Here is a 23921-nt window from a genome sequence, read left to right on the forward strand (position 1 = left end):
CGGTAAGCGATGTCCGACATCCTGACCAAGATCGAGGCCTACAAGCGCGAGGAGATCGCCGCCGCGAAGCGCGTGCGTTCGCTCACCGATGTCGAGGCGCAGGTGAAATCAGCCTCGGCCCCGCGCGGCTTCGTCCGCGCGCTGAAGGACAAGCACGCAAACGGCGACTACGCCTTGATCGCGGAAGTGAAGAAGGCCTCGCCCTCGAAGGGGCTGATCCGGGCCGACTTCGATCCGCCGGTGCTGGCAAAGGCCTATGAGGCCGGCGGCGCCGCCTGCCTGTCGGTGCTGACCGATGCGCCGTCGTTCCAGGGCCATCTCGACTTCATGGTCGCGGCCCGCGCGGCGACCAACCTGCCGGTGCTGCGCAAGGATTTCATGTTCGACCCCTATCAGGTGGCGGAAGCGCGCGCCCATGGCGCCGACTGCATCCTGATCATCATGGCCGCGCTCGACGATGCGGCGGCCAAGGACCTCGAGGATGCCGCGCTTGGTTTTGGCATGGACGTGCTGATCGAGATCCACGACCGCGCCGAGCTCGACCGTGCGCTAAAGCTCCGCTCGCCGATGATCGGCGTCAACAACCGCAATCTGCGCACCTTCGAGACTACGCTTGCGACCAGCGAGGCGCTGGCGCCGCTGATCCCGCGCGACCGCCTGATGGTCGGCGAGAGCGGCATCTTCACGTCAGAGGATCTGGCCCGCCTCGAGCGGGTCGGGATGTCGACCTTCCTGGTCGGTGAAAGCCTGATGCGCCAGCAGGACGTCACCGCGGCCACCCGCGCCTTGCTGACGCGGTCGGCCGCATCGCGCGCCACCGGCACGCGCTGACGCGATGGCGCGGAAGAGCAAGGCCAAGAGCAAGGCTGCTACCAAAGCCGAGCCGTCCGGCTCCGGCGCCGCCCTCACCCATATCGATGCCAGGGGTGAGGCACGGATGGTCGACGTCTCGGCCAAACCCGCCACTGAGCGGATCGCCGTCGCCGAAGGCCGCGTGCTGATGAGCAAGGCGACGCTCGCGCTGATCGAGCAAGGCCAGGCCAAGAAGGGCGACGTGCTGGCGACCGCGCGGATCGCAGGCATCATGGCGGCGAAGCGGACCTCGGAATTGATCCCGCTCTGCCACCCGCTGGCGCTAACTAAAGTGACGATCGATATCGCAACCGACGCCAAGCTGCCCGGCTGCATCGTCCGCGCCAGCGTCAAGGTGACCGGGCCGACCGGCGTCGAGATGGAGGCGCTGACCGCGGTTTCGGTCGCGTGCCTGACGATCTACGACATGGTCAAGGCGGTTGACCGTGGCATCCGCATCGAAGGCATTCACCTGATCGAGAAGATCGGCGGCAAGTCCGGGCACTATCGCGCCGGCGAGTGAGCTACCGGTGCGCTCGGTTACTTCAGTGAGCCGCTGATCGAATTGAAGGTGCCCGAGAGTTTTGTGCCGACGCCCTTCACCGCGGCAATGATGGCGATCGCAATGCCGGTTGCGATCAAGCCGTATTCGATCGCGGTGGCGCCGGTTTCATCGGCACAAAAATTCCGAACAAGCTTCTTCATGATGACACCCCTCACGCACTGAACTTCGCGGAACGACACGCAAACTACGTGCCGACGGTCAGTTTGAGCATCGTCATGGACTTAGATCGTAAACGGACGATTACATCGACTTCACACTCGGCAAGGGATTCCGGGTAGCCGCACTGAGCGGCAAAAACTGCAGTTCCGCTTCGGGAACTTTTTGTCCCGTCGTCGATTAGCTCGACGCATCGATTTCGTGACGATTATCGGTGGCAATTTCCGCGCCTTGTTCGATCGCAAGATCTGATGCAGGCCTGCCGCGCGCGGCAATCCCAAATCGGAACACTCAGAACCTCCGTCGGTTATCGCCAGGGCGATGACGACGAGGAGGATTTGGTGAAAGGATTGCTGATAGCCGTAGGAATTGTCTTTGTTCTTTACATAATGGATCAGAAGTTTGCTCAGGGGCGATATACCGACGCTGTCCAACGCATGACGATTCAGATGAGGCATTCTTTCGGGGTCTAAGGTCGCCTCGGTTGGTGGCCTCTTCCAGATCGGCTCCGGATCACCCGGAGAGCCGTGGCTTCTCGCCGCCTCCAGTAACCATTCGTTAACCAACCTCGCTAACCGCAACTCCATCTCGTTTCGGTACGACTTTCGCGGGCCGGAGGTGCACTGAACCTACCTCCGGGTGAAACGCCTGGAAGCGATAGCGTCAGATGAATCCAAACGGCAGCGCCTCGTTCAACGTCGCCTCGGTGATCGGCCGCGGTCCGATCCGCTGGCTGATCCTCGGCGGCGCCGTGCTGATGGCCGCGATCGCGATCGGCGCGACCCTGATGGCCGAGAATTTCCGCGAGCGCGCTTTGCACAACAGCGAACGCGAGCTCGAGAACACCGTGCTGCTGCTGGCACGGCATTTCGACCAGCAGCTCGACGATCTCGAGGTGGTCCAGCGCGACGTGATCGCGTTCATGCGCGACAACGGGATCGCGACGTCGGAGAACTACCGGCGGCGGATGTCGGCCGCCGACATCCATGCGATGCTCAAGTCCAAGATGGACGCGCTGTCCAATGTCGGCAGCCTCAACGTGTTCGATGCCGACGGCGTGCTGATCAACAGCTCGGGCGCCTGGCCGCTGCCGCAGGCCAGCATCGCCGACCGCAGCTACTTCCAGATCTTCAAATCGAGCCCCTACTCGCCTGACATGCAGGTCGCACCGGTGATCAGCCGTATCAGCGGGCTCTGGACCACCGTCATCGTCCGCAAGGTCACCGGGCCGCATGGCGAGTTCCTCGGCGTGGTCGGCCGCGGCATCGAGCCGGCGACCTTCGAGAAATTCTTCTCGACGGTTGCGCTCGGCGAAGGTTCAGCGATCTCGATGCACCATCGGGACGGCACGCTGCTGGCGCGCTACCCCCATGTCGAGGAGCTGATCGGGAAGAATTTCCGCACCGGGCCGGTCAACCAGCAGCAGGTGTTCGAGCTGCCGCAGAGCACCACGCGGTTGGCCAGTCCGGTCGACGGCAAGGACCGCCTGGTATCGTCGCGGGCGCTGACCAAATTCCCGATCGTCGTCGTCGCGACCACCACGACGGAAGCGGCGCTCGCCAACTGGCGCGAGCAGATCGCCATCCTGATCGCGGTGACCAGCATTTCCGTGCTGGCGATCGCGATCCTGCTGACGCTGGTGGTGCGCAAGCTCGTGCAGCAGCATCGCGCCCAGCAGCAGCGCCTGACGCTGGAGAAGCTCCGGCTCGACACCGCCGTCAACAACATGACGCAGGGGCTGTTGCTGTTCGACGCCGCGCAGCGCCTGGTGATCTGCAACAAGCGCTATGTCGAGATGTACGGGCTGTCGGCCGACATCATCAAGCCCGGCTGCAGCTTCCGGGACGTCATCGTGCATCGCCACCAGACCGGCTCGTTCCAGGGCGACGTCGAACGCTACGTCAACATCGTGCTGCGCGACGTCGCTGTCCGCAACACCATGGTGATCACGACGCCCGACGGGCGTTCGATCCAGGTCGTCAACGAGCCGCTGGCCGACGGCGGCTGGCTTGCGACCCATGAGGACGTCACCGAGCGCCGCCGCGCCGAGGAGCGCATCACGCATCTTGCCCACTACGATGCTCTCACCGACCTGCCGAACCGCGCGCTGTTCCACGAGGAGATCAAGCGCGAGCTGCCGCATGTCGCGCCCGACAGCCAGCTGGCTGGTGCTCTATATCGACATCGACGAATTCAAGGGCATCAACGACTCGCTCGGCCACATGGTCGGCGACGAACTGTTGAAGTCCGTTGCAAGGACCCTGAGCGGCGTGATCGGCGACGGCGATTTCGTCGCCCGGCTCGGCGGCGACGAATTCGCGATCGTGCAGACCGGGGTGAAGAACGAGATCGAGGTCACAGACCTCGTTGCGCGCATTTACGAGGCGATCCGCTTGCCCTATCAATGCCTCGGCCACCAGGTCACCACTGATGCCAGCATCGGCATCGCGCTGGCGCCGAAGGACGGCACCGATGTCGATCAGATCCTGAAGAACGCCGACCTTGCGATGTATGCGGCGAAGTCGGCCGGCCGGCGCGTCTCGCGCTTCTTCGAGCCGGCGATGGATGCCGACGCCCGCGCCCGCCGCGAGCTCGAGATGGAATTGCGCCAGACCATCGCCGCGGGCCACGGGCTCGAAGTGCATTACCAGCCCTGCGTCGACCTGCGCAGCAACGAGATCACCGGCTGCGAGGCGCTGGTGCGCTGGCGCCATCCGCAGCGCGGCATGATCTCGCCGGCCGACTTCGTGCCGATCGCGGAAGAGACCGGCCTGATCAACCAGCTCGGCGAATGGGTTTTGTTGACGGCCTGCAAGGAGGCCGTCAACTGGCCCGATCATGTCAGGCTCGCGGTCAACGTCTCGCCGGTGCAATTCCGCAGCGGCACGCTGGCGCTCAAGGTGATCGCGGCGCTCGCGGCGTCGGGGCTGTCGGCGGGCCGGCTGGAGCTCGAGATCACCGAGGCCGTGCTGATCCGCGACGACGAGACCGCGCTGGCCGCGCTGCACCAGCTCCGCGCCATCGGCATCCGGATCGCGCTCGACGATTTCGGCACCGGCTATTCGTCGCTGAGCTACCTGAAGCGCTTCCCGTTCGACAAGATCAAGATCGACCGCTGCTTCGTCACCGATATCGCCGATCCGCAGGGATCGGCCGGCATCGTCGAGGCCGTCGTCAACATCGCCGCCGAGCGCAGCATGACCACGACCGCGGAAGGCGTCGAGACCGCGCAGCAGCAGCAATTGCTGCGTGAGCTCGGCTGCTCGGAAATGCAGGGCTATCTGTTCAGCCCGCCGAAGCCGGCGGCGCAAATCCGCGAGCTGCTGGCCGGGCACCGCCAGGGCCCTGCCGCGGGCGCTGGCCAAACAGGCAGGCGCCGGCCGATCGTTCGCACGGCCTGAGTTTCGGAAGCACTGAACTACCCATGACTCGTCATGCCCGGGCTTGACCCGGGCATCCATCACATCAAGAAGGCGTGGATGGCCGGTCAAGCCCGGCCATGACGTGAGGAAACGTCAGCGGCCTAGTTCGGCACCGGCCGCTTCTGCGTGGCCTTGGTGTCGGCGTTCTTGGCGTCGGCGTTCACGGTGACGCCGCGCAGCTGGTTGAAGGCCGCGGCCAGCGCCTTGTCGTTCTTCTCGTCCGGCGGCACGTAGGATTGCGAGCCGGTCTGCTCGGCGCCCTCGGCTGCAAGATGGCCGCGCATCTTGGCCTCGCTGATGATCTCGGAGCGGGTCTTGAACTCGTCGGGCACGTCCTGCAGCACCTCGATGTCGGGCTTGATGCCCAGCGCCTGGATCGAATGACCCGACGGCGTGAAGTAGCGCGCCGTGGTCAGCGCCAGCGCACCGTTGCCGGTGCCGAGCGGAATGATGGTTTGCACCGAGCCCTTGCCGAACGAGCGAGTGCCGATCAGGGTCGCGCGCTTGTGGTCGTGCAGCGCGCCGGCGACGATCTCGGAGGCTGAGGCCGAGCCGCCGTTGATCAACACGACCAGCGGCTTGCCCTTGGTCATGTCGCCGCCATGCGCGGTGAAGCGCTGGGTCTCTTCCGGATTGCGGCCGCGGGTCGAGACCACCTCGCCGCGCTGCATCAGGGTCGAGGTCACCGACACCGCCTGGTCGAGCAGGCCGCCCGGATTGTTGCGGAGGTCGACGACATAGCCGGCGAGCTTGTCCTGCGGGACCTGCTTCTGGATCTCGGCGATTGCCTTGCGCAGGCCCTCGGTGGTCTGCTCGTTGAACGAGGTGATCCTGATGTAACCGATGTCGCCGCCCTCGACGTGATACTTCACCGGGCGGACGCGGATGATCTCGCGGGTGATCGAGACCTCGATCGGCTTGTCCGCGTCCTTGCGGATGATCTTCAGCCGGATCGAGCTGTTGGGCGCGCCCTTCATCTTGTTGACGGCCTGGTCGAGCGTCATGCCCTGGATCTGGTCATCGTCGATCGTGGTGATGACGTCGCCCGACATGATGCCGGCGCGCGAGGCCGGCGTGTCGTCGATGGGCGCCACCACCTTGACGAAACCGTCCTCCATCGTGACCTCGATGCCGAGCCCCCCGAACTCGCCATGCGTGGTCTCCTGCATCTCCGACCAGCCCTTCTCGTTCATGTAGCGGGAGTGCGGATCGAGCGAGGAGATCATGCCGTTGATCGCCCCTTCGACGAGCTTGGAGTCCTCGGGCTTCTCGACGTAGTCGCTCTTGATCTTCTCGAACACCTCGCCGAACAGGTTGAGCTGCGAATAGGTGTTGCTGGTGTCCGAATGCGCGGCGGCATTGGCGACGGCGAACAGATGCGCCCCCTGCGGCGAGGCCACGAGCAGGGTGAGGCACGCACCCGCAACCGTCCCGAGGAAGAAGCCAACATGTTTGCGCATTATCCGCGATCCTTTTCGCTACCGGCCGGCAACGTTCCGCAACGCTCGCCTGCCCCACCCCGACCGGGGCACCACACAACGGCTTTTTGGTCGGATCAAGGCCGCCTTGTCACCAGACCATTACGGTCCTGTCACGCTGCCTTGGTCAGCTCCAAATCAGCACTTAATCACCCTAAAGCCGGTCTCAAGTCAGCTCCCGGTCGGCCTCTGGCCCAGCCTCCCGCAACCCGTTCTGCCAGGTCGACGGCCGGGTCCCGAATCCGCGCTTGGCCCGCGTGCCCAACCAATAGCCAAACTGCGGGGGAACATTGCGAAATGGCCCTTCAACCCCGAGTTTTTGCGCGGCGTCCATCGGCCAGTTGGGGTTATTGAGGATTTCCCGGCCGACCGCGATCAAATCTGCTTGTTTGTCACGCAGAATCTGCTCAGCCTGGTCACCATGGATGATCAGGCCGACCGCCATGGTCATGATATCGGCATGCCCGCGGACATATTCCGACAGCGGCACCTGGTAGTTGTATTTGATCTCCTTGCCGAGAATCGGCGCCATCTCGCTGATTCCGCCCGACGAGCAGTCGATCACATCGACGCCCCCGGCTTTCAGAATCGTAGCCAGCCGCGCGCTCTGCTCCGGCCCCGAGCCGGCATTGTCCTCGACCGAGAGCCGCACGAACAAAGGCTTGTGCTCCGGCCAGTGCGCGCGCACGGCCTCCGTCACCTCGATCAGGAAGCGCATCCGGTTGGCTTCCGAGCCGCCATAGTGATCGCTGCGCTGGTTGGAACGCTCGGAGAGGAATTCATGCACGAGATAGCCATGGGCGCCGTGCAGTTCCAGCACCTCGAAACCGGCCTCATGCGCGCGCCGCGCCGCCTGCCCCCAGGCTGCGACGAGATCCTTCACCTCATGCGTTTCCAGCGCCCGCGGCACCGGCCAGCGCTCGCTATGGGCAATCGCGCTCGGCGCCACTGGCGTCCAGGCGTCCCAATCCTCGATCTCGGCGGTGCGCTCCAGCTGGCGATCACCCTCCCACGGGCGGCTCGCACGCGCCTTGCGGCCGGAATGGCCGAGCTGAATGCCGGCGACCGCGTTCTGCTGCTTGATGAAGCCTGCGAGCCGGCTGAGCGGCGCGATGAATTTGTCGTCCCAGATGCCGAGATCGCCGATCGTGCCGCAGCCGCGCCGCTCGACCTTGGTCGATTCGACGATCACGAGACCCGCGCCGCCGGCGGCAAACTTGCCGGCATTCATCAGATGCCAGTCGGTCGGAAAGCCCTTCTCGGCGGAATATTGGTGCATCGGCGGCACCACGATGCGGTTCTTCAGCGTGACGCCGCGGATGGTGATCGGCGAAAACAGCAGCGTGTCCGACATGGCTTCCTCATCTGGCGTCGTTACCCGGCGCGCCGGGCCGATATTTTGGCCGATCTTGTCTTGTGTTTGGCGCCGACGATACAAGCGCCACGCAATGGCCGATAGGGGCACGCTGCCGACCTTTTCGCACACGGCATCGAGGCGAGATCAATGGAGCTGTCTGATTTTTACTGAGCGGTTTTCCGGTTCGCGGACACGTCCGTCGGGCAGTTGGCCCCGCATTCGATCGGCTTCTTCTGGTCGGCAACCCGCCACACGAGCAGCGCGACCAGGACAATGATGGTGACGGTCAGCTTGGCCAATGCGTCGTGATTCAATTTCAGCTCCGCAGAACAATCGGCATAGCTAAGAAAATCGGTTGCATGCGAAATCGGGAGGTGTTGGAGGCCGGCGTCGTCGACCAGTCCCGACCTCGAGTCGGGTTGGTCGACGTCATCATGATACAGTCTTGGTGCGGCCCGCAACCTTTTCAGTCTGCATGGCAGCACGGCACAGCCGGCCGCGGCCGTGCTGCAACACCACCTCCACAGCTGCGGCCTTCACGCTGGGTCGCAAATGACCGGAGTTCCACGCGAAGTGGAATCGGTCGGCGGAGAGCACAGCGCCTTCCGGGAACCCGCACGCCGGTGACGCGGCGCCTGCCCGCTTGCCGCCTCACCCATATGGGCCATGTCGTTGCGGCCGTCAGGATGATCTCGCAAGCCTGGCCGCGCCGGCGGCGATCACCTCGTTGAAGCTCGTGTCCCAGAATTGTCCAACCTCTGCGCGCGCGTCGAGCACGCCGAGCTTGAGGAAGGTATCGGCGACCTTCTGATGCGTCTCCGGCACGTCGGGCGTCACGCCGGCGAGCGAGAAGTCGTCGCTGCGGCGGGCGAACTGGTCGAGAATGTCCTGCAGCGGCAGATGGGTCTCCGCCACCTGCGCCGCCGCATAGAGGGGGAAATTCTTGTTGGCGAACGCATAGGCGCGCTGGATCCGCAGCAGGAAATCGGCCACGGCGGCGTGGCGCAGCGGATCGTCGACCGCCTTCGGATTGGCGTAGATCGGGAAATTGCCGGAGAGATAACCGACGCCGGTCTTGAGCAGGCGCGCGCCCTGCTTGGCGATCGCGAGCTGCCCGTTATAGCCGTAGATCGCCCAGGCATCGAGCTTGCCCGAGGCGAACGCCGAATAACCATCCGACGGCGTCAGGTTGATGGCCTCGATATCGCCGAAGGAAAGCCCGGCTTCCTCAAGCTGCTTGGCGAGGAAGTAATGCGCCGTTGTCGCGCGCACGTAGCCGACGCGCTTTCCCTTGAGGTCGGCAATGGAATGGATCGGCGCGTCCCTTGCCGCGACCGTGACCTGGATGTTGAGATCCTCATGGGTGACGGCGATGAAGCGCACCTTGGCTTTCTGGCGCGCAGCGAACATCGCGGGAATCTCGCTGCCCGATCCGATATCGAGCGCATCGCCGTTCAGTGCCTCGATGTGGAGCACGCCGTTGTTGAGCTCCTTCCATTCGATCTTGTACGGCGTCTTGTCCTCGCCCGCCGCCTGCAGCAGCGGACGCCAGCCGCCCTTGTAATAGGCAACCCGCAGCGTCACGCCGCCGAGATCGGGACCTCCGCCCGCCCCGCTTTCCGCGCGAGAGGTGCTCGCAATCAGGCTTCCGGCCAGCACGCCGAGCGCGGAACGTCGAGCGAGAGAAAATGGCGTGGTCACCGGCGTGGGCTCCTGATCAGCGATTGCAACGTCGCAAGCTTAGGAGAAAACCGGCCGAAGTATATGAGACGCTATTTCGTTTTTCGCATCGACTGCAAAAGACCATTCCAAGGATTGCGGTCCCTGCGCGGCAAACTGCTTTTCGGCGCCGCAAAACCTGACCCGGATCAGCGAAAGTGATATCCGCCGCCGCCCTGTCCGTGCCATCTTGTTGATCTAGGTCAATGGACAGGTGCGGAAGGAACGGAATCTAGGGAGCGGTGGCTGCCCTCGCGCGAGCTCTTCCCATGGGTATTTTGATCCGAACTCTGCTGGCCGGCGCCGTCGCGCTGGCGTCGCTCGGCGCCATCACGCAGCAACTGCGCGACCAGGGCGTTTCCGACACCGAAATCCGGATCGGCAATGTGATGCCCTATAGCGGCACGCTGGAAATTTTCGGCCAGATCGGCAAGGCGGAAGCCGCCTATTTCGATGTTATCAACGAGCGCGGCGGAATCGGCGGCCGCAAGATCCGCTTCATGTCCTACGACGATCTGTCCGATCCTTCCAACGCCATGGACCTCACGCGCATTCTCGTCGAGACCGACAATGTGCTCCTGATGTTCGGTTCGTTCGGAACGCCGGGGAACCTGGCCGTGCGGAAGTACCTCAACGAACGGCAGGTCCCGCAACTCTTCGTTGCCTCCGGCGACCAGCAGCTGAGCGACCCGTCGGTCTATCCGTGGACCATGGGCTGGCAGCCCTCCTACCGCGAGGAGGGGCGCATCTACGCCAATTACATCCAGGCTTTCTATCCCGGGAAGAAGATCGTGGCGCTCTGGCAGAACGACCAGTTCGGGCGGGATCTGTTCAAGGGGTTGGAGCAAGGACTGGGTGATGTCGCCCATAACATCAGGGTCGACATCGCCTATGATGTCGACGATCAGCATCTCGACGGCCACGTGTCGGTCCTGAAGCGATCGGGGGCCGAGATCTTCGTGTTTGCCGGGGTGCCGGAGAATGCCGCCAAGGTGATCCGGGCCGCCGCCGAACACGGCTGGCGGCCAGTGTTCATCGTCAACCAGATGGCAGCATCGATCGAGACGGTGCTCAAACCGGCCGGCACGGAGAACGCCACCGGCGTCATCACCGCCGCCTTCCTGAAGGATGCGAGCGATCCGGCCTGGAAGGACGAGCTCGGCAGCGGCGCCTGGCGCAGCTTCATCGAGAAGTATGCGAAAGCCGGCGGCAAGGATGACGCTGCCGCCGTCTATGGCTATGCCGCCGCCGAAACGCTGGTCCAGGTGCTCACGCAATGCGGCAACGACCTGTCGCGGGAAAACGTCATGAAGCAGGCCGCCGCGCTCAGGGATTATCAGGCGTCCGCGCTGCTCCCCGGCATCAAGATCAACACCGGTCAATCGGACTTCCGGCCCGTCAAGCAATTGCGGCTGTTTCAATTCGATGGCCGCAGCTGGCAGTCGATCGGCGATGTGCTCGATACGGCGTTCGTCGATTCGACCGGGAAATAGCGACGCATGGCGCGGAGTTTTCCATTCCGCGCGTTCGCGTAACCCGCTGGTCCAAGCTACTTCGCAACCTCGTACACATCAGGATCGAAACTCGAGCTCGGATGGGCAAACGCATTGCGCAGCGCCGGCGAGATCGGGACGTTGTAGTTGATGCCGTTCGGCGGGGTCGGCTGCTCCAGCCACCTCTTGTACATGACCTCGATCTCCGGGCTCGCGTAGAGCTCCGCCGTCGCGCGGTCGGCCAGTGCTTTGAACGGCGCGTCCTCCCGGCGCAGCATGATCCCGAACGGCTCGGCCTTCGAGAAGGCCTCCTCGCTGATCATGTAGAGCGCCGGCTGCTTCGACCGCGCGATCGCCACGGCGAGCTGGACGTCGTCGAGCGCGTAGGCCTGGGCGCGATCGGTCTCCAGCATCAAAAACGCTTCGGCCTGATCCTTGGCCGGGAGAACGGTGATGCCGAGCTTGCGCTCGGTATTGACCTTGATGAGCTGGGTGAGGTTCACCGAGCCTGCAACGGCGGTGACCGACTTGCCTTTGAGCTCGTCGATCGTGTTGATACCGGCCGATTTCTTGGCGGCAAAGCGCGTCGCGCTCAGGAAGTGCGAGTTGGTGAAGGTCACCTGCTTCTGGCGCTCCGCGCTGTTGGTGGTCGCCGAACAGTGCAGGTCGATCGTGCCGTTGACCATCAGCGGGATGCGGTTCGACGAGGTCACCGGGAGATAGTCGACCGCGATATCCGGCATGCCGAGCTCCTTCTTCACGGCATCGACGATCTTGAGGCAGATATCGAGCGCAAAGCCGATCGGCCGCTGATTGTCGTCGAGATAGCTGAAGGGAACGGAGGCCTCCTGAAAGCCGAGCGTGACCTTCCTGGTCTCCTTGATCTTCTGCAACGTGCCCGACAGCTCTTCGGCGGCCACGGGGCTCGCGGCGAACATGAGAGCGAAAAGGACGGCGGGCAAACGCATCGGCGGCTCCTGTGCGGGGATCAATGGCGGTAATAGCCCACGCACAGGCCCGGAGGTAGATGACGATGTGTCTAGCAGTTATCGCGCTTTGCGATGGTCCGACTGACTATCGCTGCGCCCCGCCCTCGAGCAGCCGGTCGCCGACCAGACGGACCGCGCCGCGGGTCCAGGAATAATCGGCGCCCATCCGCAGGCCGCTGTCGCCGCGTGAGAGGACCGTGCCGCTGCGGGCGTCGCGCAGCTGGAAGCCGAGCGTGTATTCGGTCCGGCTGACCCGCCTGATCACGCCGATCAGCGCTTGATCCGCGCCGAGCTTCTGCGCAATCGCGGCCTCGCAGCCGTCGCAATCGCGCAGCGCACGCGCCTTGACAGGCTCCGCGGTCACGCCGCCGGTATCGACCAAGCGGTAGCGGCCCGACTGCGCAAGCCGGTCACGCACGCCCCTGGTCACATCGGCCAGATAGGCTGCATCGGAGCCGGCAAGGCCAGACGCCGGTGCCGCGGTGGTGTCCTCGAGCTCGAACTCGAACACCGCAAGCCCGATTGGCGCAGCAGTGGCGGTCGCTTCTGGCGGCAGCGCGGCCGCAAGGGCGCCACGCACCTCGCGCGACAAGAACATCGCCGCGTGGTCCCACGCCTCGTCATTGTCGCCACGAAACGTGTAGAGCCTTTCGTACAGCACACGGGTCGCGCCGGCATCGATGACGGCGACCTTGGCCCACTGCACCAGCGTGCTCGTCTTCTGCACGCCGCCGATAACCTTGATCCGCGCCTCGTCCGTGGCCGAAACCAGGCGATAGCGCGGCTCCGCGGCGACATCGGCGCGCAGCCTCCGCATCAACGCATCGAGCCGCCGCTGGTGCGCAGCGGTCTGATCGATGACCTCGCCCGAGGTGTCGACATAGCTGAAATCGTCGATGCTGACGCTGAGCGGGGACGCAGCCGCTGGGCCGGTCTCGGCGCGCAGAGGACAGCTTCCGGCGAGCAGGCCGATCAGGGCAAGGGCGTGCAGAGCGAGACGGGACTGGCGCATTTATCCGGGCCTTTCGGGTGCTGGTGCGGCGGGTCGGTCGCAGCCTAGGCCGGCTGGCCTCTACGCCGCAGCGGAGCGGCTCCCGGCCGGTGCCGGGAAAATTTCACGACGATGGTCCACAGCCAAAGAACACCCAAGGCGGCGCTTCTCGACGCTCCCGTTCTGCCGTTTAATGTGCGTGACGGCCCTGCCCGCCACCGGGCGCCGAGGGCCGTCTGCGACACGAGGATGCGGCGATGTGGATTTGGTCCGGAAGCGATCTGAAGCTGCGGCTGACCTTGCGCGTGGCCGCCGTGTCGACGCTGTGCTTTGCCGCCATCTCAGGCTACTTCCTGATCGACTCCGACCGCGCGGCGCGCGCCAGGATCGCTGCCGTTGCCGATGTCGCCGCCAGGACGCTCGAGCTGCAGCAGAGCAAGATCCAGTGGCTGAACAATCCGCGCGCCGAATTTCCCGATCTCGACAGCATTGCCGCCACGGTCATGACGCCGGGGCTCTGCCTCGCATTTCGCAGCCATAGCGGCGAGATCAGCCAGCGCTTCTGCGGCGGCGCGCAGACCGACACGGCGGCGCCGCCGCTGGCCTTTGCGGCGCTCTATCGCCGCCTGTTCGATCCCGGCCGCGAGGCCGTGCGCCCGGTGGTGTCGCGCGGCAACGCGATCGGCGAGGCTGTGGCCTGGGTCGATCCGGCGGTGCCGACCGCCGAAGCCTGGCACGATGCCGGCCGGCTGATGGCGGTGTTCATGATCGCGCTGCCGTTGCTCTGCGCCCTGGTCTATGCGGCGCTGTCGCGCGCGCTGCGTCCGACGCTATTGATCCGCGACGGGCTCGAGCGGATCGCCGCAGGCGACCTCGCCACGCGGCTGCCGCCGTTCGATCTCGCCGAACTGTCGGCGATCGGCGACGTCTTCAACCAGCTCGCCGAACGCCTCGCCGCCGCGCTCTCCGACCGCAACGCGCTGACGCAAAAACTGATCCTGGTGCAGGACGAGGAGCGCCGGCATCTCGCGCGCGAGCTGCATGACGAGTTCGGGCAGTCGCTGGCCGCCATCCGAGCGCTGGCCGCCTCGGCGCGCCAGACCGCGGCCCAGGATTGCCCAGCCCTGCTCGCCGAATGCGACGGCATCGCGCGGACCGCGACCGACATGATGGAGACGTTGCGCGGCGCCCTCTTCAGGCTGCGGCCGCCCGATGTCGACGAACTCGGACTTGCGGCGAGCCTGGAAGGCCTGATCGCCGGCTGGAACGGCCGCAGCCGGGGACAGCCGCGGTTCGAAATCGCCATCTCGGGATCGTTCGAGCGCCTTGCCTCCTCCGTCAGCGCCAATCTCTACCGCATCGTGCAGGAGGCGCTCACCAACGCGGCCAAGCACGCCGGCGCCACGCGCGTGATGCTGCGGCTTCAGATGCACGAAGCGGCGCCTAGCGGCGACAGCGAAATCACGCTCGCGATCGACGATGATGGCCGGCCCGGCGATCCCCAAGGGACTCCCCAAGGCGATCTCCCCCAGTTCAAGTCCGGCATGGGCCTGCTCGGCATGCGCGAGCGGGTCGCCGCGCTCGGCGGGCGGCTGAGCTTCGAGGCCGGACAGCCCAACGGCTCTGCGCTCCGCGTCATCGTTCCCGTCATTGCCAACCGGGAGGCCGCACCCGTGGAGCGAGCGGCATGAGCAATCCGGTGCGAACCATCATGCTGGTCGACGACCACGCCGTCGTTCGCGAGGGCTACCGGTCGATGCTGCAGAAGCAGCCGGGCCTCTCCGTCGTCGCCGAAGCCTCCGACGGCGTCGATGCCTACCGCCTCTACAAGGAGACCGAGCCCGACCTCGTGATCATGGACCTGTCGATGCCCGGCATCGGCGGCATCGAGGCGATCCGGCGCCTCAGGCAGTGGGACAAGCGTGCAAAGATCCTGGTGTTCACCATGCACCAGAACGCGGCCTTTGCCGTGCAGGCGATCCGCGCCGGCGCCAGCGGCTATGTCACCAAGACCAGCCCGCCGGAGACGCTGGTGCACGCCGTGATGGACGCGCTGTCGGGCAAGATCGCAATCAGCCCGGATATCGACCACGAGCTTGCGCTCAGCCACCTCGCCGGTGAGACCGCAGCCGCCGACCTGCTGACCGCGCGGGAGTTCGAGGTGATGCGCATGCTGCTCGCGGAAAAGACCACCGACGAGATCGCCGCGGCGCTGCACGTCAGCCCCAAGACGGTCGCGAACCTGCATTCCCTGATCAAGGACAAGCTCGGCGTCGGCACCGATATCGAGCTGGTCCGCCTCGCGCTGCGACAAGGCATCCTGACGCAGATCGATCTCGGTGAACGCTGAGCCTGCGGCGGCGATCATTCCGCGGGTGCGGATGCACGTGCCGAAGATGCGCGCGGCAGCATGGCCAGGGCTATCAGCGCCGACAGGCTGAGCCCTGCCGACACCACGACCACCCCCCGTCCCATCGGCTCGATCAAGAGCCCGAATGCCAGCGGCGCCAGCGCCTGGCAGATGCGGGACGGTGCCCCGATTAATCCGAGCCGGTAGGCATAGTTCTCCGATCCGAAGATCGCGAGCGGCAGTGTTCCCCGCGCAATCGTCAGAATGCCGTTGCCCGCGCCGTGCAGGAGCGCGAACGCGGCCGCGGCACCACCGCCGAAGATGCCGATCACGCAGGCCCCGATCGGATGGGTGATGCAGGCAAGTCGCGTCGAGAGCAGCGGATGGAATCGACTGAGCAGGCTCGCCTCGAGAATGCGCGCACCAACCTGCGCCGGACCGATCATCATCCCGGCGAATACGGCCTGCGTCGGCGTCGCTCCGAAGGTTTCCACGATCCGCGGCAGATGCGCGGCCATCGCCGACGTCACCGTCCAGGCGGCGGCGAATGCGAAGGAAAGCACCACCATGGTCCGGTCGATCGGAATATGCGGTTTTGCGGGCGTGCCTTGCGAAGATACCGCACGTAGCGTGCGCGGCAGCAGCAGATTGAGCGGCAGTCCGATGACGAGATGCGCAATCGCCCAGGCAAAGCAGGTCTCCCGCCAGCCGATCGTGGCGAGGCCAAGCGAGCTCAGCGGCCAGCCAACCGTGCTGGCGAATCCCGCAATCAGCGTAATGCCCGTGATCGAGGCACGCGCACCGCTGCCATAGATACGTCCGAGCGTGCCGAACGCTGCATCGTAGAGCCCGAGCCCCATGCCGATGCCGAGCAGCAGCCACGCCGCCGACAGCGTCCACACCGATCCGGACGCGCCGAGCAAAGCGAGCCCGGCAGCGAGGACGACGTTCGAGGCGCAGAGCACCTGCCGCCCACCGACGCGATCGATCTGCCGGCCAACCCGCGGGCCGAGCAACCCGGAGATCACAAGCGACGCCGAGAACGCCGCGAAGAACCAGTTGCTGGAAATCCCGAGGTCGTGCGCGATCGGATCGGCGAGTATCGCAGGCAGATAGTAGCTCGACCCCCAGGCCAGTGTCTGGGCCGTGCCAAGCGACGCAATGATGGTCAGTCGGCTGCGGTCCATCAGGCGCAGCCACAACTGGCGCGACCCGCCGCCTTGGCAGTTCCCTTGGCCGATGCGTCATCCGCGCAGCAAGCGTCGGCTTGAACAGGAGCCGGACCACCGCAGCAGTTGCCGGCGCTGTCAGGTCCTTCGACGCCCCCGCGCGTGCAGACACCGGTCTCGGGCAGTTCCAACTCCACGCGTTCGGCCGCTTCGCGATCTCCCGCGATATCGGCAGCAATCGAGCGCACCTGTTCGTAGCCCGTGATCATCAGGAAGGTCGGCGCACGGCCGTAGCTCTTGATGCCGGCGAGGTAGAGGCCCCAATCGTCCTGAACCAGTTCACGCGCGCCATGCGGCCGCACCGTTCCGCAGGAGTGCTCGTTCGGATCGATCAGGGGCGCCAACGCCATCGGCGCTTCGATTGCCGGATCGAGGCGCAGACGGACCTCGCCGAGGAACGACAGGTCGGGACGAAATCCGGTGGCGACGATCAATTCGTCGACAACGATGCTGCGTCCGCAACAGGCCGCGGATGTCGCGATCCGGAGCCGGCCATCCAAGCTGCCGATCGCGGCGACCGGAAAGCCCGCCTCGACCTGAACACGGCCCGAGGAAACCAGCGACGCGAAGTGCGCGCCCAATTCGCCCCGGGCGGCCAATTTGTCATTCGCGCCGCCACCAAAGGCCTTTGCAGGGTTGGTGCCGCGAAGCAGCCAGATCGGGTGCGTGCCCGGCTCCTGCTCCGCCAGCGTCGTCAAATCGGTCAGCGTGCTGATCGCGGAATGCCCGGCCCCCAGCACGGCAACCGCCCTGCCCGCATATCGGCCCCGGTCCTTGCCGAGCACGTCAGGCATTCCGTAGGTGATATTCCGTTGGGCCTCGCGCTCCCCAATCGCGGCAAGCCCGTTTGCACCAGCCGGGTTCGGCGACGACCAGGTGCCGGAGCTGTCGATCACGGCGTCGGCGCGCAGCGTCTCCGGACCTCTGCCGTTCTGATAGCGAATTTCGAACGGCGCCTTTTCGCGGTCCTTCGTCTTGGCCTTGTCAAACCCGGCACGTGACACCGCGGTGACACGGCTCGACGTCCGGATCACATCCTTGAGCGGCGTCCGGGTCGCGAGCGGAGTGAGATACTGATCGAGCAGTTCGCCGCCGGTCGGGTACACCTTGGGATCGGGCCGATTCCAGCCGATGTCGGCAAGCAGCCGCGCGGCGGCTTGATCCACATTGTATTCCCAGGGCGAGAACAGCTGAACATGCTGCCATTGCCGAACCGCATGGCCGGCCTCGGCTCCCGCCTCCAGCACCACCGGCGTCATGCCGCGCTCCATCACATGCGCCGCCGCCGCAAGGCCGACCGGACCCGCTCCGATGATCGCGACCGTCTTTGCTGGCATCTGCTCATCCCGTCTTTCTGGAATTATCGAATGACCCGACAAAAAAATCAGGCCGCCGTCTGCGCCGCGTTGCATTGCGATTCCTCGACGCAACACTCCGCCACGAGGAAATCCACCAAGGCTTGCATCGTGGCGTATTCGGCATGGCAGACCAGCGTGGTCCCCTCGCGCAGTTGCGAGATCAGGCCAACGGAGACCAGTGCCTTGACGTGATGCGACAGCGTCGACGCCGGAATCTTCAGCCGCTCCTGCAGGCGCCCCACCGGCATGCCGGCATGTCCAGCGCGGACAAGGGCTCGGTAAATCTTGAGCCGGGTCGGATTGCCCAGCGCTTCCAGGCGTGCAGCTGCGTCGTCGATCTTCATCCGCAAAGCATGCGTCCTCGCCCCACCTCCGTCAATCGATATTTCTAGAATATTTGAAATATATGATGCAGCCGTTTGAGGCGGAATCCCGCTTGACCTCAATGCGATATTTCCATAAATCTGGATATATGGAAACGGAAGAAGCAGTGCTGGCTCTCGCCGCACTTTCGCAACCGACCCGGCTGGAGGCGTTTCGGGCGCTCGTCAAACACGAGCCCGAGGGACTCGCGGCCGGCGACCTCGCCCGCCTGCTGGAGGTGCCGCAAAACACCCTGTCGGCGCATTTGTCGATCCTCACCCGCGCACGCCTGGTCACCTCCGAAAGGCGAAGCCGATCGATCGTCTATCGCGCCAACCTCGACGAGTTTCGCAACGTCGCGGTGTTCCTGCTGCGCGATTGCTGCGACGGACGGCCGGAGATTTGCGCGCCGGTTGTCGAGAGCTTACAGCCCTGTTGTCCTCCGCAGCGAAAGGAGCGAACGCGTGGCTGAGCAAGGCGCGATCGATTTCGCCGGCCGCGCAGTTCATCCAGAGCCCAGGGCCAATTGATGGAGACGTTCGACCTTCCCCGGCGCCTTGCCGCCGAAGCGCTCGGCACCGGCATTCTCGTTGCGACCGTGGTCGGATCCGGCATCATGGCCGAAACCCTGACCAAGGATGTCGCTCTTGCGCTTCTCTGCAACACGTTGCCGACCGGAGCGATCCTCGTCGTCCTGATCACCGTGCTCGGTCCGGTTTCCGGTGCCCATTTCAATCCGGCCGTAACGCTCGTCTTTACCGGCCGGCGCGAGCTGCCGGTGAACGAGGCCGTGCTCTACATCGCAGCGCAGATCGCAGGCGGCGCCGTCGGCACGATGGCGGCGCATCTGATGTACGCTCATCCCTTGATCGACCTGTCGATGAAGGTCCGGACCGGCGGACCGCAGTGGTTTGCGGAAGCCGTGGCCGCCTTCGGCCTCGTCGCCACCATTCTGGCCGGCATCCGCTTTCAGCGCGCGGCCGTTCCCTGGCTGGTCGGGCTCTACATCACAGCCGCCTACTGGTTCACGGCATCAACGTCGTTCGCCAATCCGGCCGTTGCGATCGCACGCTCCCTCACCAACACGTTCGCCGGTATTCGGCCCATCGACCTTCCGGGGTTCATTCTCGCCGAGCTCTGCGGCGCGATGGCCGGCATGTTGCTGATGAACTGGCTGCTCGGCCGTCCCAAACTGTCCGGCGGCATTGCCATTGCGGAGACACGACCATGACCGTCACGATTTATCACAACCCGGATTGCGGCACCTCGCGCAACACGCTCGCGATGATCCGCCAGAGTGGCACCGAGCCCGTCGTCATTGAATATCTCAGGACGCCGCCGGCGCGCGAAACACTCAAGGAGTTGATTGCCGCGATGGGCATCCCCGTGCGCGCCCTGCTGCGCGAAAAGGGAACGCCTTACAAGGAGCTCGCTCTCGACCAGGCGAAATGGACGGACGACGAATTGCTCGATGTCATGCTGGCGCATCCCATTCTCATCAACCGGCCGATCGTGGTGACGCCGAAGGGTGTGCGATTGTGCAGGCCGTCGGAGGCCGTCATCGATCTTCTGGACTCACCGGTTGGACGGTTCGTGAAGGAAGACGGCGAAGTGGTCGCGGCGCGGTAAGCGGCCGAGGCCCCACAGCAACCCAATTGAGAGGGTCTTCCCATCGGTGGTTCCCCGGACAAGGCACAAGTTTCCACGGAAGGAGCCGGAACGGACACGGACCCACGTTAGTTGAACAGATTGATTTTCGAAAAGGGAGCGTCATCACCGTGACCCGGAAAACCTTGCAGGCACGCTCCGAGCAAGCGCTCGTCGTCATCATTCTCAGCACCGGCGCGCTCATCGCCTATTTCGGCCTGGCGCTTTCGAGGATGTGAAAGGGCGGCTCCGAAGTAGCTTGATGCGCCAAGGCCGGTGCCCCTGCCACTGAGTTGCCCGACGGCGCAAGCCCCCCCGCGCAAAAATATTTCTGTTTATCGGCGCACCCAACTCAGTGTATGAATTGTCCCGTCTCACCCGATCGAGGGGCGCTGCGCATCGTCACGGGTGTTGCGGTGAGATGCGGTGGACGCTGATGTCACAAGTGACGAACGTGAACAAGCCCAGTCTCGCCGGGGAGAGCACGAAGTAAGCCGTAACCCATCGCGCAGGGAAAGCCGGATTGCTCCGGTTACACCTGTGGTCCTACCCCCGGTGCTTTTTGTTGCACCGGACCCATGGGTGCGATCGGCACCCGGCTTTCCCTGCGCCCTCTGATTTTAGAGCGGCGAAACGACAGGTAAGACTCGGGCAAATCATGTCGCGAGAATGCGGAGCTGTATCCCCACCCCCGCCTGTCATCGCCCGGCTTGACCGGGCGATCCAGTACGCCGCGGCTCCTCGGCTCACACACTGGCGTCTCTGGAATACTGGATCACCCGCATGCGCGGGTGATGACACCGCGCAAGAATGGACTGAGCCGGAATGAACGTCAGCACCCTGGTCGCATGCCTGCCGCACAAATCGGGGAGATTGCCGCCTGCCCGCAATTTTCGTACATGGTTTCACGCAATGACCCCGCAACTCTCCCCCAATTCCGTCGACGTGCTGCTGTTCGATATCGGCCGCGTCGTGCTCGATATCAGCCTCGACAAGGCGATGACGCACTGGGCGCGGCAAGCCGGTTGCGCGCCGGCCGACCTCGCCGGCCGTTTCGTCGTCGACGACAGTTACAAGCATCACGAGATCGGCCGGATCGACGACGCGGCGTTCTTTGCGAATTTGCGCCAGTCGCTCGGCGTCGAGCTCACCGACGCGCAATTCCTCGAGGGCTGGAACGCGATCTTCACCGGCGAGATGCCGGGCATCGCCCCCCTGCTCGCGGCCGCCGCAGCGCGAATGCCGCTCTACGCCTTCTCGAACACCAATCCGGCCCATGTCGCGCATTTCTCGGTCGCCTATGCCGGGTTGCTCAGCCACTTCCGGACCGTGTTCCTGTCCTCGAGCATCGGCCTTCGGAAACCCGACGCCGCGGCCTACGATCATGTGGTAGAAGCGATCGGCGTGCCGGCGTCGCGGATCCTGTTCTTCGACGATCTGGCTGCCAATATCGAAGGTGCGCGGGGGCGTGGCCTTCAAGCCATCCACGTGACATCGACGGATGACGTGGCAAGGGCGCTGACCGCACTTGGTATTTGACCATTTGCATTGAGGAGTTTTGCGCGTGGCCCTGATGCCGGTTGCCGATGCCCTGTCCGCCATTCTTGCCGGCGCCGAACCGCTGCCGGAGGAGATGGTCGCGCTCGATGCCGCCTACCATCGCACGCTGGCGCACGACCTCGCGGCGCGCCGCACCCAGCCGCCCGAGCCGATGTCGGCCATGGACGGCTACGCGGTGCGCGCCGCCGATGCGGCTGATCTCAAGTCCCGGCTCAAGGTGATCGGCGAAGTCGCCGCCGGCCGGCCGTTCGAGCGGACGCTCAGTGCCGGCGAAGCGGTGCGGATCTTCACCGGCGGCGTGATCCCCCATGGCGCCGATGCCGTCATCATCCAGGAAGACACCCGGGTCGATGGCGACCACATCTCGATCACCGAGGCAGCGAGCCCGGGACGGCACATCCGCCCGGCCGGCGTCGACTTCCGTGAGGGCGACCTGCTGCTCAACGGCGGCAGCCGCCTGTCCGACCGCGCGCTCTCGCTTGCGGCCGCCATGAACTATCCGGAACTCGCGGTGCGCCGCCGCCCGAAGGTCGCAGTGCTCGCCACCGGCGACGAACTGGTGATGCCGGGCTCCCAGCCCGGCCCCGGCCAGATCGTCTATTCCAACGGCTATGCGCTGCGTGCGCTGGCGCGCGCCGAAGGCGCCGAGACCGTCGATCTCGGGGTGGCCGCCGACACGGTGGCCGCGACCACGGCCGGTATCCGCCGGGCGCGGGAGGCCGGCGCCGACATCCTGATTACGACCGGCGGCGCCTCGGTCGGCGACCACGATCTGGTCAAGCAGTCGCTGGAGGCCGAGGGCGTCGCGATGGCGTTCTGGCGGATCGCGATGCGGCCCGGCAAGCCGATGATGCACGGCCGGCTCGGGGCCATGCGGGTGATCGGCCTGCCCGGCAATCCGGTGTCGTCCTATGTCTGCGCCTTCCTGTTTCTGGTGCCGTTGATTCGGGCTTTGAGCGGTCGGAACACGATCCATCATGTCCGCACCACCGCCGTGCTCGGCCGCGACCTCGCCGCCAACGACCAGCGCGAGGACTATCTGCGCGCGCGTCTCGAGGAGCGCCAGGACGGCGCGCTGATCGCCACGCCGGTGATGCAGCAGGATAGTTCGCTGCTCGGGAATCTCGCTGCGGCGCGGGCACTTCTGGTACGTCCGCCGTTTGCGCCCGCCGCCGCCAAGGGCAGCGAATGCGAGATCCTCACACTGCCCGACTGAGGTTTTCGCGGGCTGCCGATTGCGCGCCGCCTGATGCGTTCACCGGAAATTAATTGGTTGCGGAACACATATCGAACATATAGTGTCCGTTCATGATTTGTTTCGAGTACTGGTGTCTACAATCGGGAAGCCGCCAGGGAGCATTGCGCTCCCGAGATCAGGCCCCGTCTGAAGGCCCCACCTGAAGAGTCTCGGAATCGAACGACGCTATCAACCGGGGGAATGCTCGAGATGCTCACGCGCAAACAGTACGAACTTCTGCGTTTCATCAATGAACGTCTGAAAGAGGCCGGCGTGCCGCCCTCCTTCGACGAGATGAAGGATGCGCTCGATCTGCGCTCGAAGTCCGGTATCCACCGCCTGATCACTGCGCTGGAGGAGCGCGGCTTCATCCGCCGCCTGCCCAACCGCGCCCGCGCCATCGAGGTCATCAAGCTGCCCGAACTGGCCGCCGGCGGCGGCAACGGTCGCCGCGGCTTCACGCCGAGCGTCATCGAAGGCACCCTCGGCAAGCGCAGCAGCACGCCGCCGATCGCCGAGGACGACGGCAACCGTCCGGTCGCCGTCCCCGTGATGGGCCGGATCGCGGCCGGTACGCCGATCGAGGCGCTGCAGACCCGCAGCCACACCATCAGCGTGCCGCCCGACATGCTCGGCTCCGGCGAGCACTATGCGCTGGAAGTACGCGGCGATTCCATGGTCGACGCCGGCATCCTCGACGGCGACATGGCGCTGATCCAGCGCAACGACGTCGCCAACACCGGCGACATCGTGGTGGCGCTGATCGACGAGGAGGAAGCCACCCTGAAGCGCTTCCGCCGCCGCGGTGCATCGATCGCGCTCGAGCCGGCCAACACTGCCTATGAAGTGCGCATCCTGCCGCCGAACCGGGTCCGCATCCAGGGCAAGCTGATCGGGCTGTATCGCAAATACTGACGGCGGCGGAGCATGATCCGGAAAAGTGCGGAGCGGTTTTCCGAAAAGGTCATGCTCGAACAGACATATGGAGCGGGATGACGATTCGAAGAAAAGTCATCCCGATCCGGGAACGAGCAACAGATCGGATCGTTCCTTGGAAGATAGTGCGACGTGCGGACCACCTAGGATGCGCCCTGATACCTCTCGCGCAGTGTAGCGCGTTTGTGATTGAGGCGTTCGACGGCCAGTCGTACAATC

The 23921-nt window shown here is 65.0% G+C and carries 21 protein-coding genes and 1 pseudogene; 12 read left to right on the plus strand and 10 right to left on the minus strand.

Annotated features, from left to right (window positions below; translation table 11 throughout):
* The first annotated feature begins 9 nt into the window (after positions 1–9).
* The gene (gene trpC / locus V5279_RS24235) at positions 10–831 is read left to right on the plus strand and encodes an indole-3-glycerol phosphate synthase TrpC (protein ID WP_338688607.1); all 822 of its coding nucleotides are present in this window, start codon (positions 10–12) and stop codon (positions 829–831) included.
* A 4-nt stretch (positions 832–835) separates the two neighbouring features.
* Positions 836–1375, plus strand: a complete 540-nt coding sequence (gene moaC, locus V5279_RS24240; RefSeq protein ID WP_338688609.1) for a cyclic pyranopterin monophosphate synthase MoaC — start codon at positions 836–838, stop codon at positions 1373–1375.
* A gap of 17 nt (positions 1376–1392) precedes the next feature.
* Here the strand turns inward: moaC and V5279_RS24245 are convergent, their stop codons facing one another.
* Positions 1393–1557, minus strand: coding sequence for a Flp family type IVb pilin (locus V5279_RS24245; protein ID WP_166205334.1), 165 nt, complete (start codon positions 1555–1557; stop codon positions 1393–1395).
* Positions 1558–2240: 683 nt separating this feature from the next.
* On the opposite strand from V5279_RS24245, the pseudogene V5279_RS24250 reads away from it, so the two are divergent.
* Positions 2241–4974, plus strand: a pseudogene (locus V5279_RS24250) (bifunctional diguanylate cyclase/phosphodiesterase).
* Positions 4975–5096: 122 nt separating this feature from the next.
* On the opposite strand, the gene V5279_RS24255 reads toward V5279_RS24250, so the two are convergent.
* The 4 genes from V5279_RS24255 to V5279_RS24270 all read right to left on the minus strand — a co-directional run bounded on the left by V5279_RS24255 (position 5097) and on the right by V5279_RS24270 (position 9531).
* Positions 5097–6455 carry a S41 family peptidase gene (locus V5279_RS24255; RefSeq protein WP_166295147.1) on the minus strand — a complete coding sequence of 453 codons (1359 nt, stop codon included), beginning with the start codon at positions 6453–6455 and terminating at the stop codon, positions 5097–5099.
* Positions 6456–6639: 184 nt separating this feature from the next.
* A complete protein-coding gene (locus V5279_RS24260; protein ID WP_338688613.1) occupies positions 6640–7827 on the minus strand; it encodes an NADH:flavin oxidoreductase/NADH oxidase in 1188 nt (395 codons plus the stop codon).
* A gap of 167 nt (positions 7828–7994) precedes the next feature.
* The gene (locus V5279_RS24265; RefSeq protein ID WP_166295143.1) at positions 7995–8144 is read right to left on the minus strand and encodes a hypothetical protein; all 150 of its coding nucleotides are present in this window, start codon (positions 8142–8144) and stop codon (positions 7995–7997) included.
* Between the two features lie 367 nt (positions 8145–8511).
* Complete coding sequence (locus tag V5279_RS24270) at positions 8512–9531, minus strand: ABC transporter substrate-binding protein (RefSeq protein ID WP_338688616.1); 1020 nt, start codon at positions 9529–9531, stop codon at positions 8512–8514.
* Between the two features lie 287 nt (positions 9532–9818).
* Here V5279_RS24270 and V5279_RS24275 point away from each other — a divergent pair, with 287 nt between their 5' ends.
* Positions 9819–11042 carry an ABC transporter substrate-binding protein gene (locus V5279_RS24275; RefSeq protein ID WP_166295141.1) on the plus strand — a complete coding sequence of 408 codons (1224 nt, stop codon included), beginning with the start codon at positions 9819–9821 and terminating at the stop codon, positions 11040–11042.
* Between the two features lie 56 nt (positions 11043–11098).
* On the opposite strand, the gene V5279_RS24280 is transcribed toward V5279_RS24275, so the two are convergent.
* Positions 11099–12010 (minus strand): amino acid ABC transporter substrate-binding protein, encoded by a 912-nt coding sequence (locus V5279_RS24280; RefSeq protein WP_166295139.1) that lies wholly within the window; start codon positions 12008–12010, stop codon positions 11099–11101.
* Positions 12011–12116: 106 nt separating this feature from the next.
* Positions 12117–13043: a DUF3280 domain-containing protein gene (locus V5279_RS24285; protein WP_166295137.1), complete on the minus strand. Its 927-nt coding sequence runs from the start codon at positions 13041–13043 to the stop codon at positions 12117–12119.
* A 236-nt stretch (positions 13044–13279) separates the two neighbouring features.
* Between V5279_RS24285 and V5279_RS24290 the strand changes: the two genes are divergently transcribed.
* Positions 13280–14713, plus strand: coding sequence for a sensor histidine kinase (locus tag V5279_RS24290; protein WP_338688622.1), 1434 nt, complete (start codon positions 13280–13282; stop codon positions 14711–14713).
* Complete coding sequence (locus tag V5279_RS24295; RefSeq protein ID WP_338688624.1) at positions 14710–15372, plus strand: response regulator transcription factor; 663 nt, start codon at positions 14710–14712, stop codon at positions 15370–15372. The genes V5279_RS24290 and V5279_RS24295 overlap by 4 nt, the downstream gene beginning before the upstream one ends.
* Positions 15373–15386: 14 nt before the next feature.
* On the opposite strand, the gene V5279_RS24300 is transcribed toward V5279_RS24295, so the two are convergent.
* The 3 genes from V5279_RS24300 to V5279_RS24310 are packed head-to-tail and all read right to left on the minus strand — an operon-like array spanning position 15387 to position 18303.
* Positions 15387–16559 (minus strand): MFS transporter, encoded by a 1173-nt coding sequence (locus V5279_RS24300; RefSeq protein ID WP_338688626.1) that lies wholly within the window; start codon positions 16557–16559, stop codon positions 15387–15389.
* Entirely contained in the window at positions 16559–17938 is a 1380-nt protein-coding gene (locus tag V5279_RS24305) for an NAD(P)-binding domain-containing protein (RefSeq protein ID WP_338688628.1), read from the minus strand. Before V5279_RS24305 ends, V5279_RS24300 begins: the two co-directional genes overlap by 1 nt.
* A 47-nt stretch (positions 17939–17985) precedes the next feature.
* Complete coding sequence (locus V5279_RS24310; protein WP_029080835.1) at positions 17986–18303, minus strand: ArsR/SmtB family transcription factor; 318 nt, start codon at positions 18301–18303, stop codon at positions 17986–17988.
* Between the two features lie 128 nt (positions 18304–18431).
* On the opposite strand from V5279_RS24310, the gene V5279_RS24315 reads away from it, so the two are divergent.
* The 6 genes from V5279_RS24315 (at position 18432) to lexA (ending at position 23681) form a co-directional block, all read left to right on the plus strand.
* Positions 18432–18794, plus strand: a complete 363-nt coding sequence (locus V5279_RS24315) for an ArsR/SmtB family transcription factor (RefSeq protein ID WP_029080834.1) — start codon at positions 18432–18434, stop codon at positions 18792–18794.
* Positions 18795–18851: 57 nt separating this feature from the next.
* Positions 18852–19553, plus strand: coding sequence for an MIP/aquaporin family protein (locus V5279_RS24320; protein ID WP_338688633.1), 702 nt, complete (start codon positions 18852–18854; stop codon positions 19551–19553).
* Entirely contained in the window at positions 19550–19951 is a 402-nt protein-coding gene (gene arsC / locus V5279_RS24325; RefSeq protein ID WP_338688635.1) for an arsenate reductase (glutaredoxin), read from the plus strand. The genes V5279_RS24320 and arsC overlap by 4 nt, the downstream gene beginning before the upstream one ends.
* Positions 19952–20881: 930 nt before the next feature.
* On the plus strand, positions 20882–21508 hold the full coding sequence (locus V5279_RS24330; RefSeq protein ID WP_338688637.1) for an HAD family phosphatase: 627 nt from the start codon (positions 20882–20884) through the stop codon (positions 21506–21508).
* Between the two features lie 25 nt (positions 21509–21533).
* On the plus strand, positions 21534–22745 hold the full coding sequence (glp, locus tag V5279_RS24335) for a gephyrin-like molybdotransferase Glp (protein ID WP_338688639.1): 1212 nt from the start codon (positions 21534–21536) through the stop codon (positions 22743–22745).
* A 231-nt stretch (positions 22746–22976) separates the two neighbouring features.
* Positions 22977–23681, plus strand: a complete 705-nt coding sequence (lexA, locus tag V5279_RS24340) for a transcriptional repressor LexA (protein ID WP_166205352.1) — start codon at positions 22977–22979, stop codon at positions 23679–23681.
* The last annotated feature ends 240 nt before the right edge of the window (positions 23682–23921 follow it).

It is taken from the genome of Bradyrhizobium sp. 26S5 (genome assembly GCF_036923295.1).
GTDB classification, from domain to species: Bacteria; Pseudomonadota; Alphaproteobacteria; order Rhizobiales; family Xanthobacteraceae; genus Bradyrhizobium; species Bradyrhizobium septentrionale.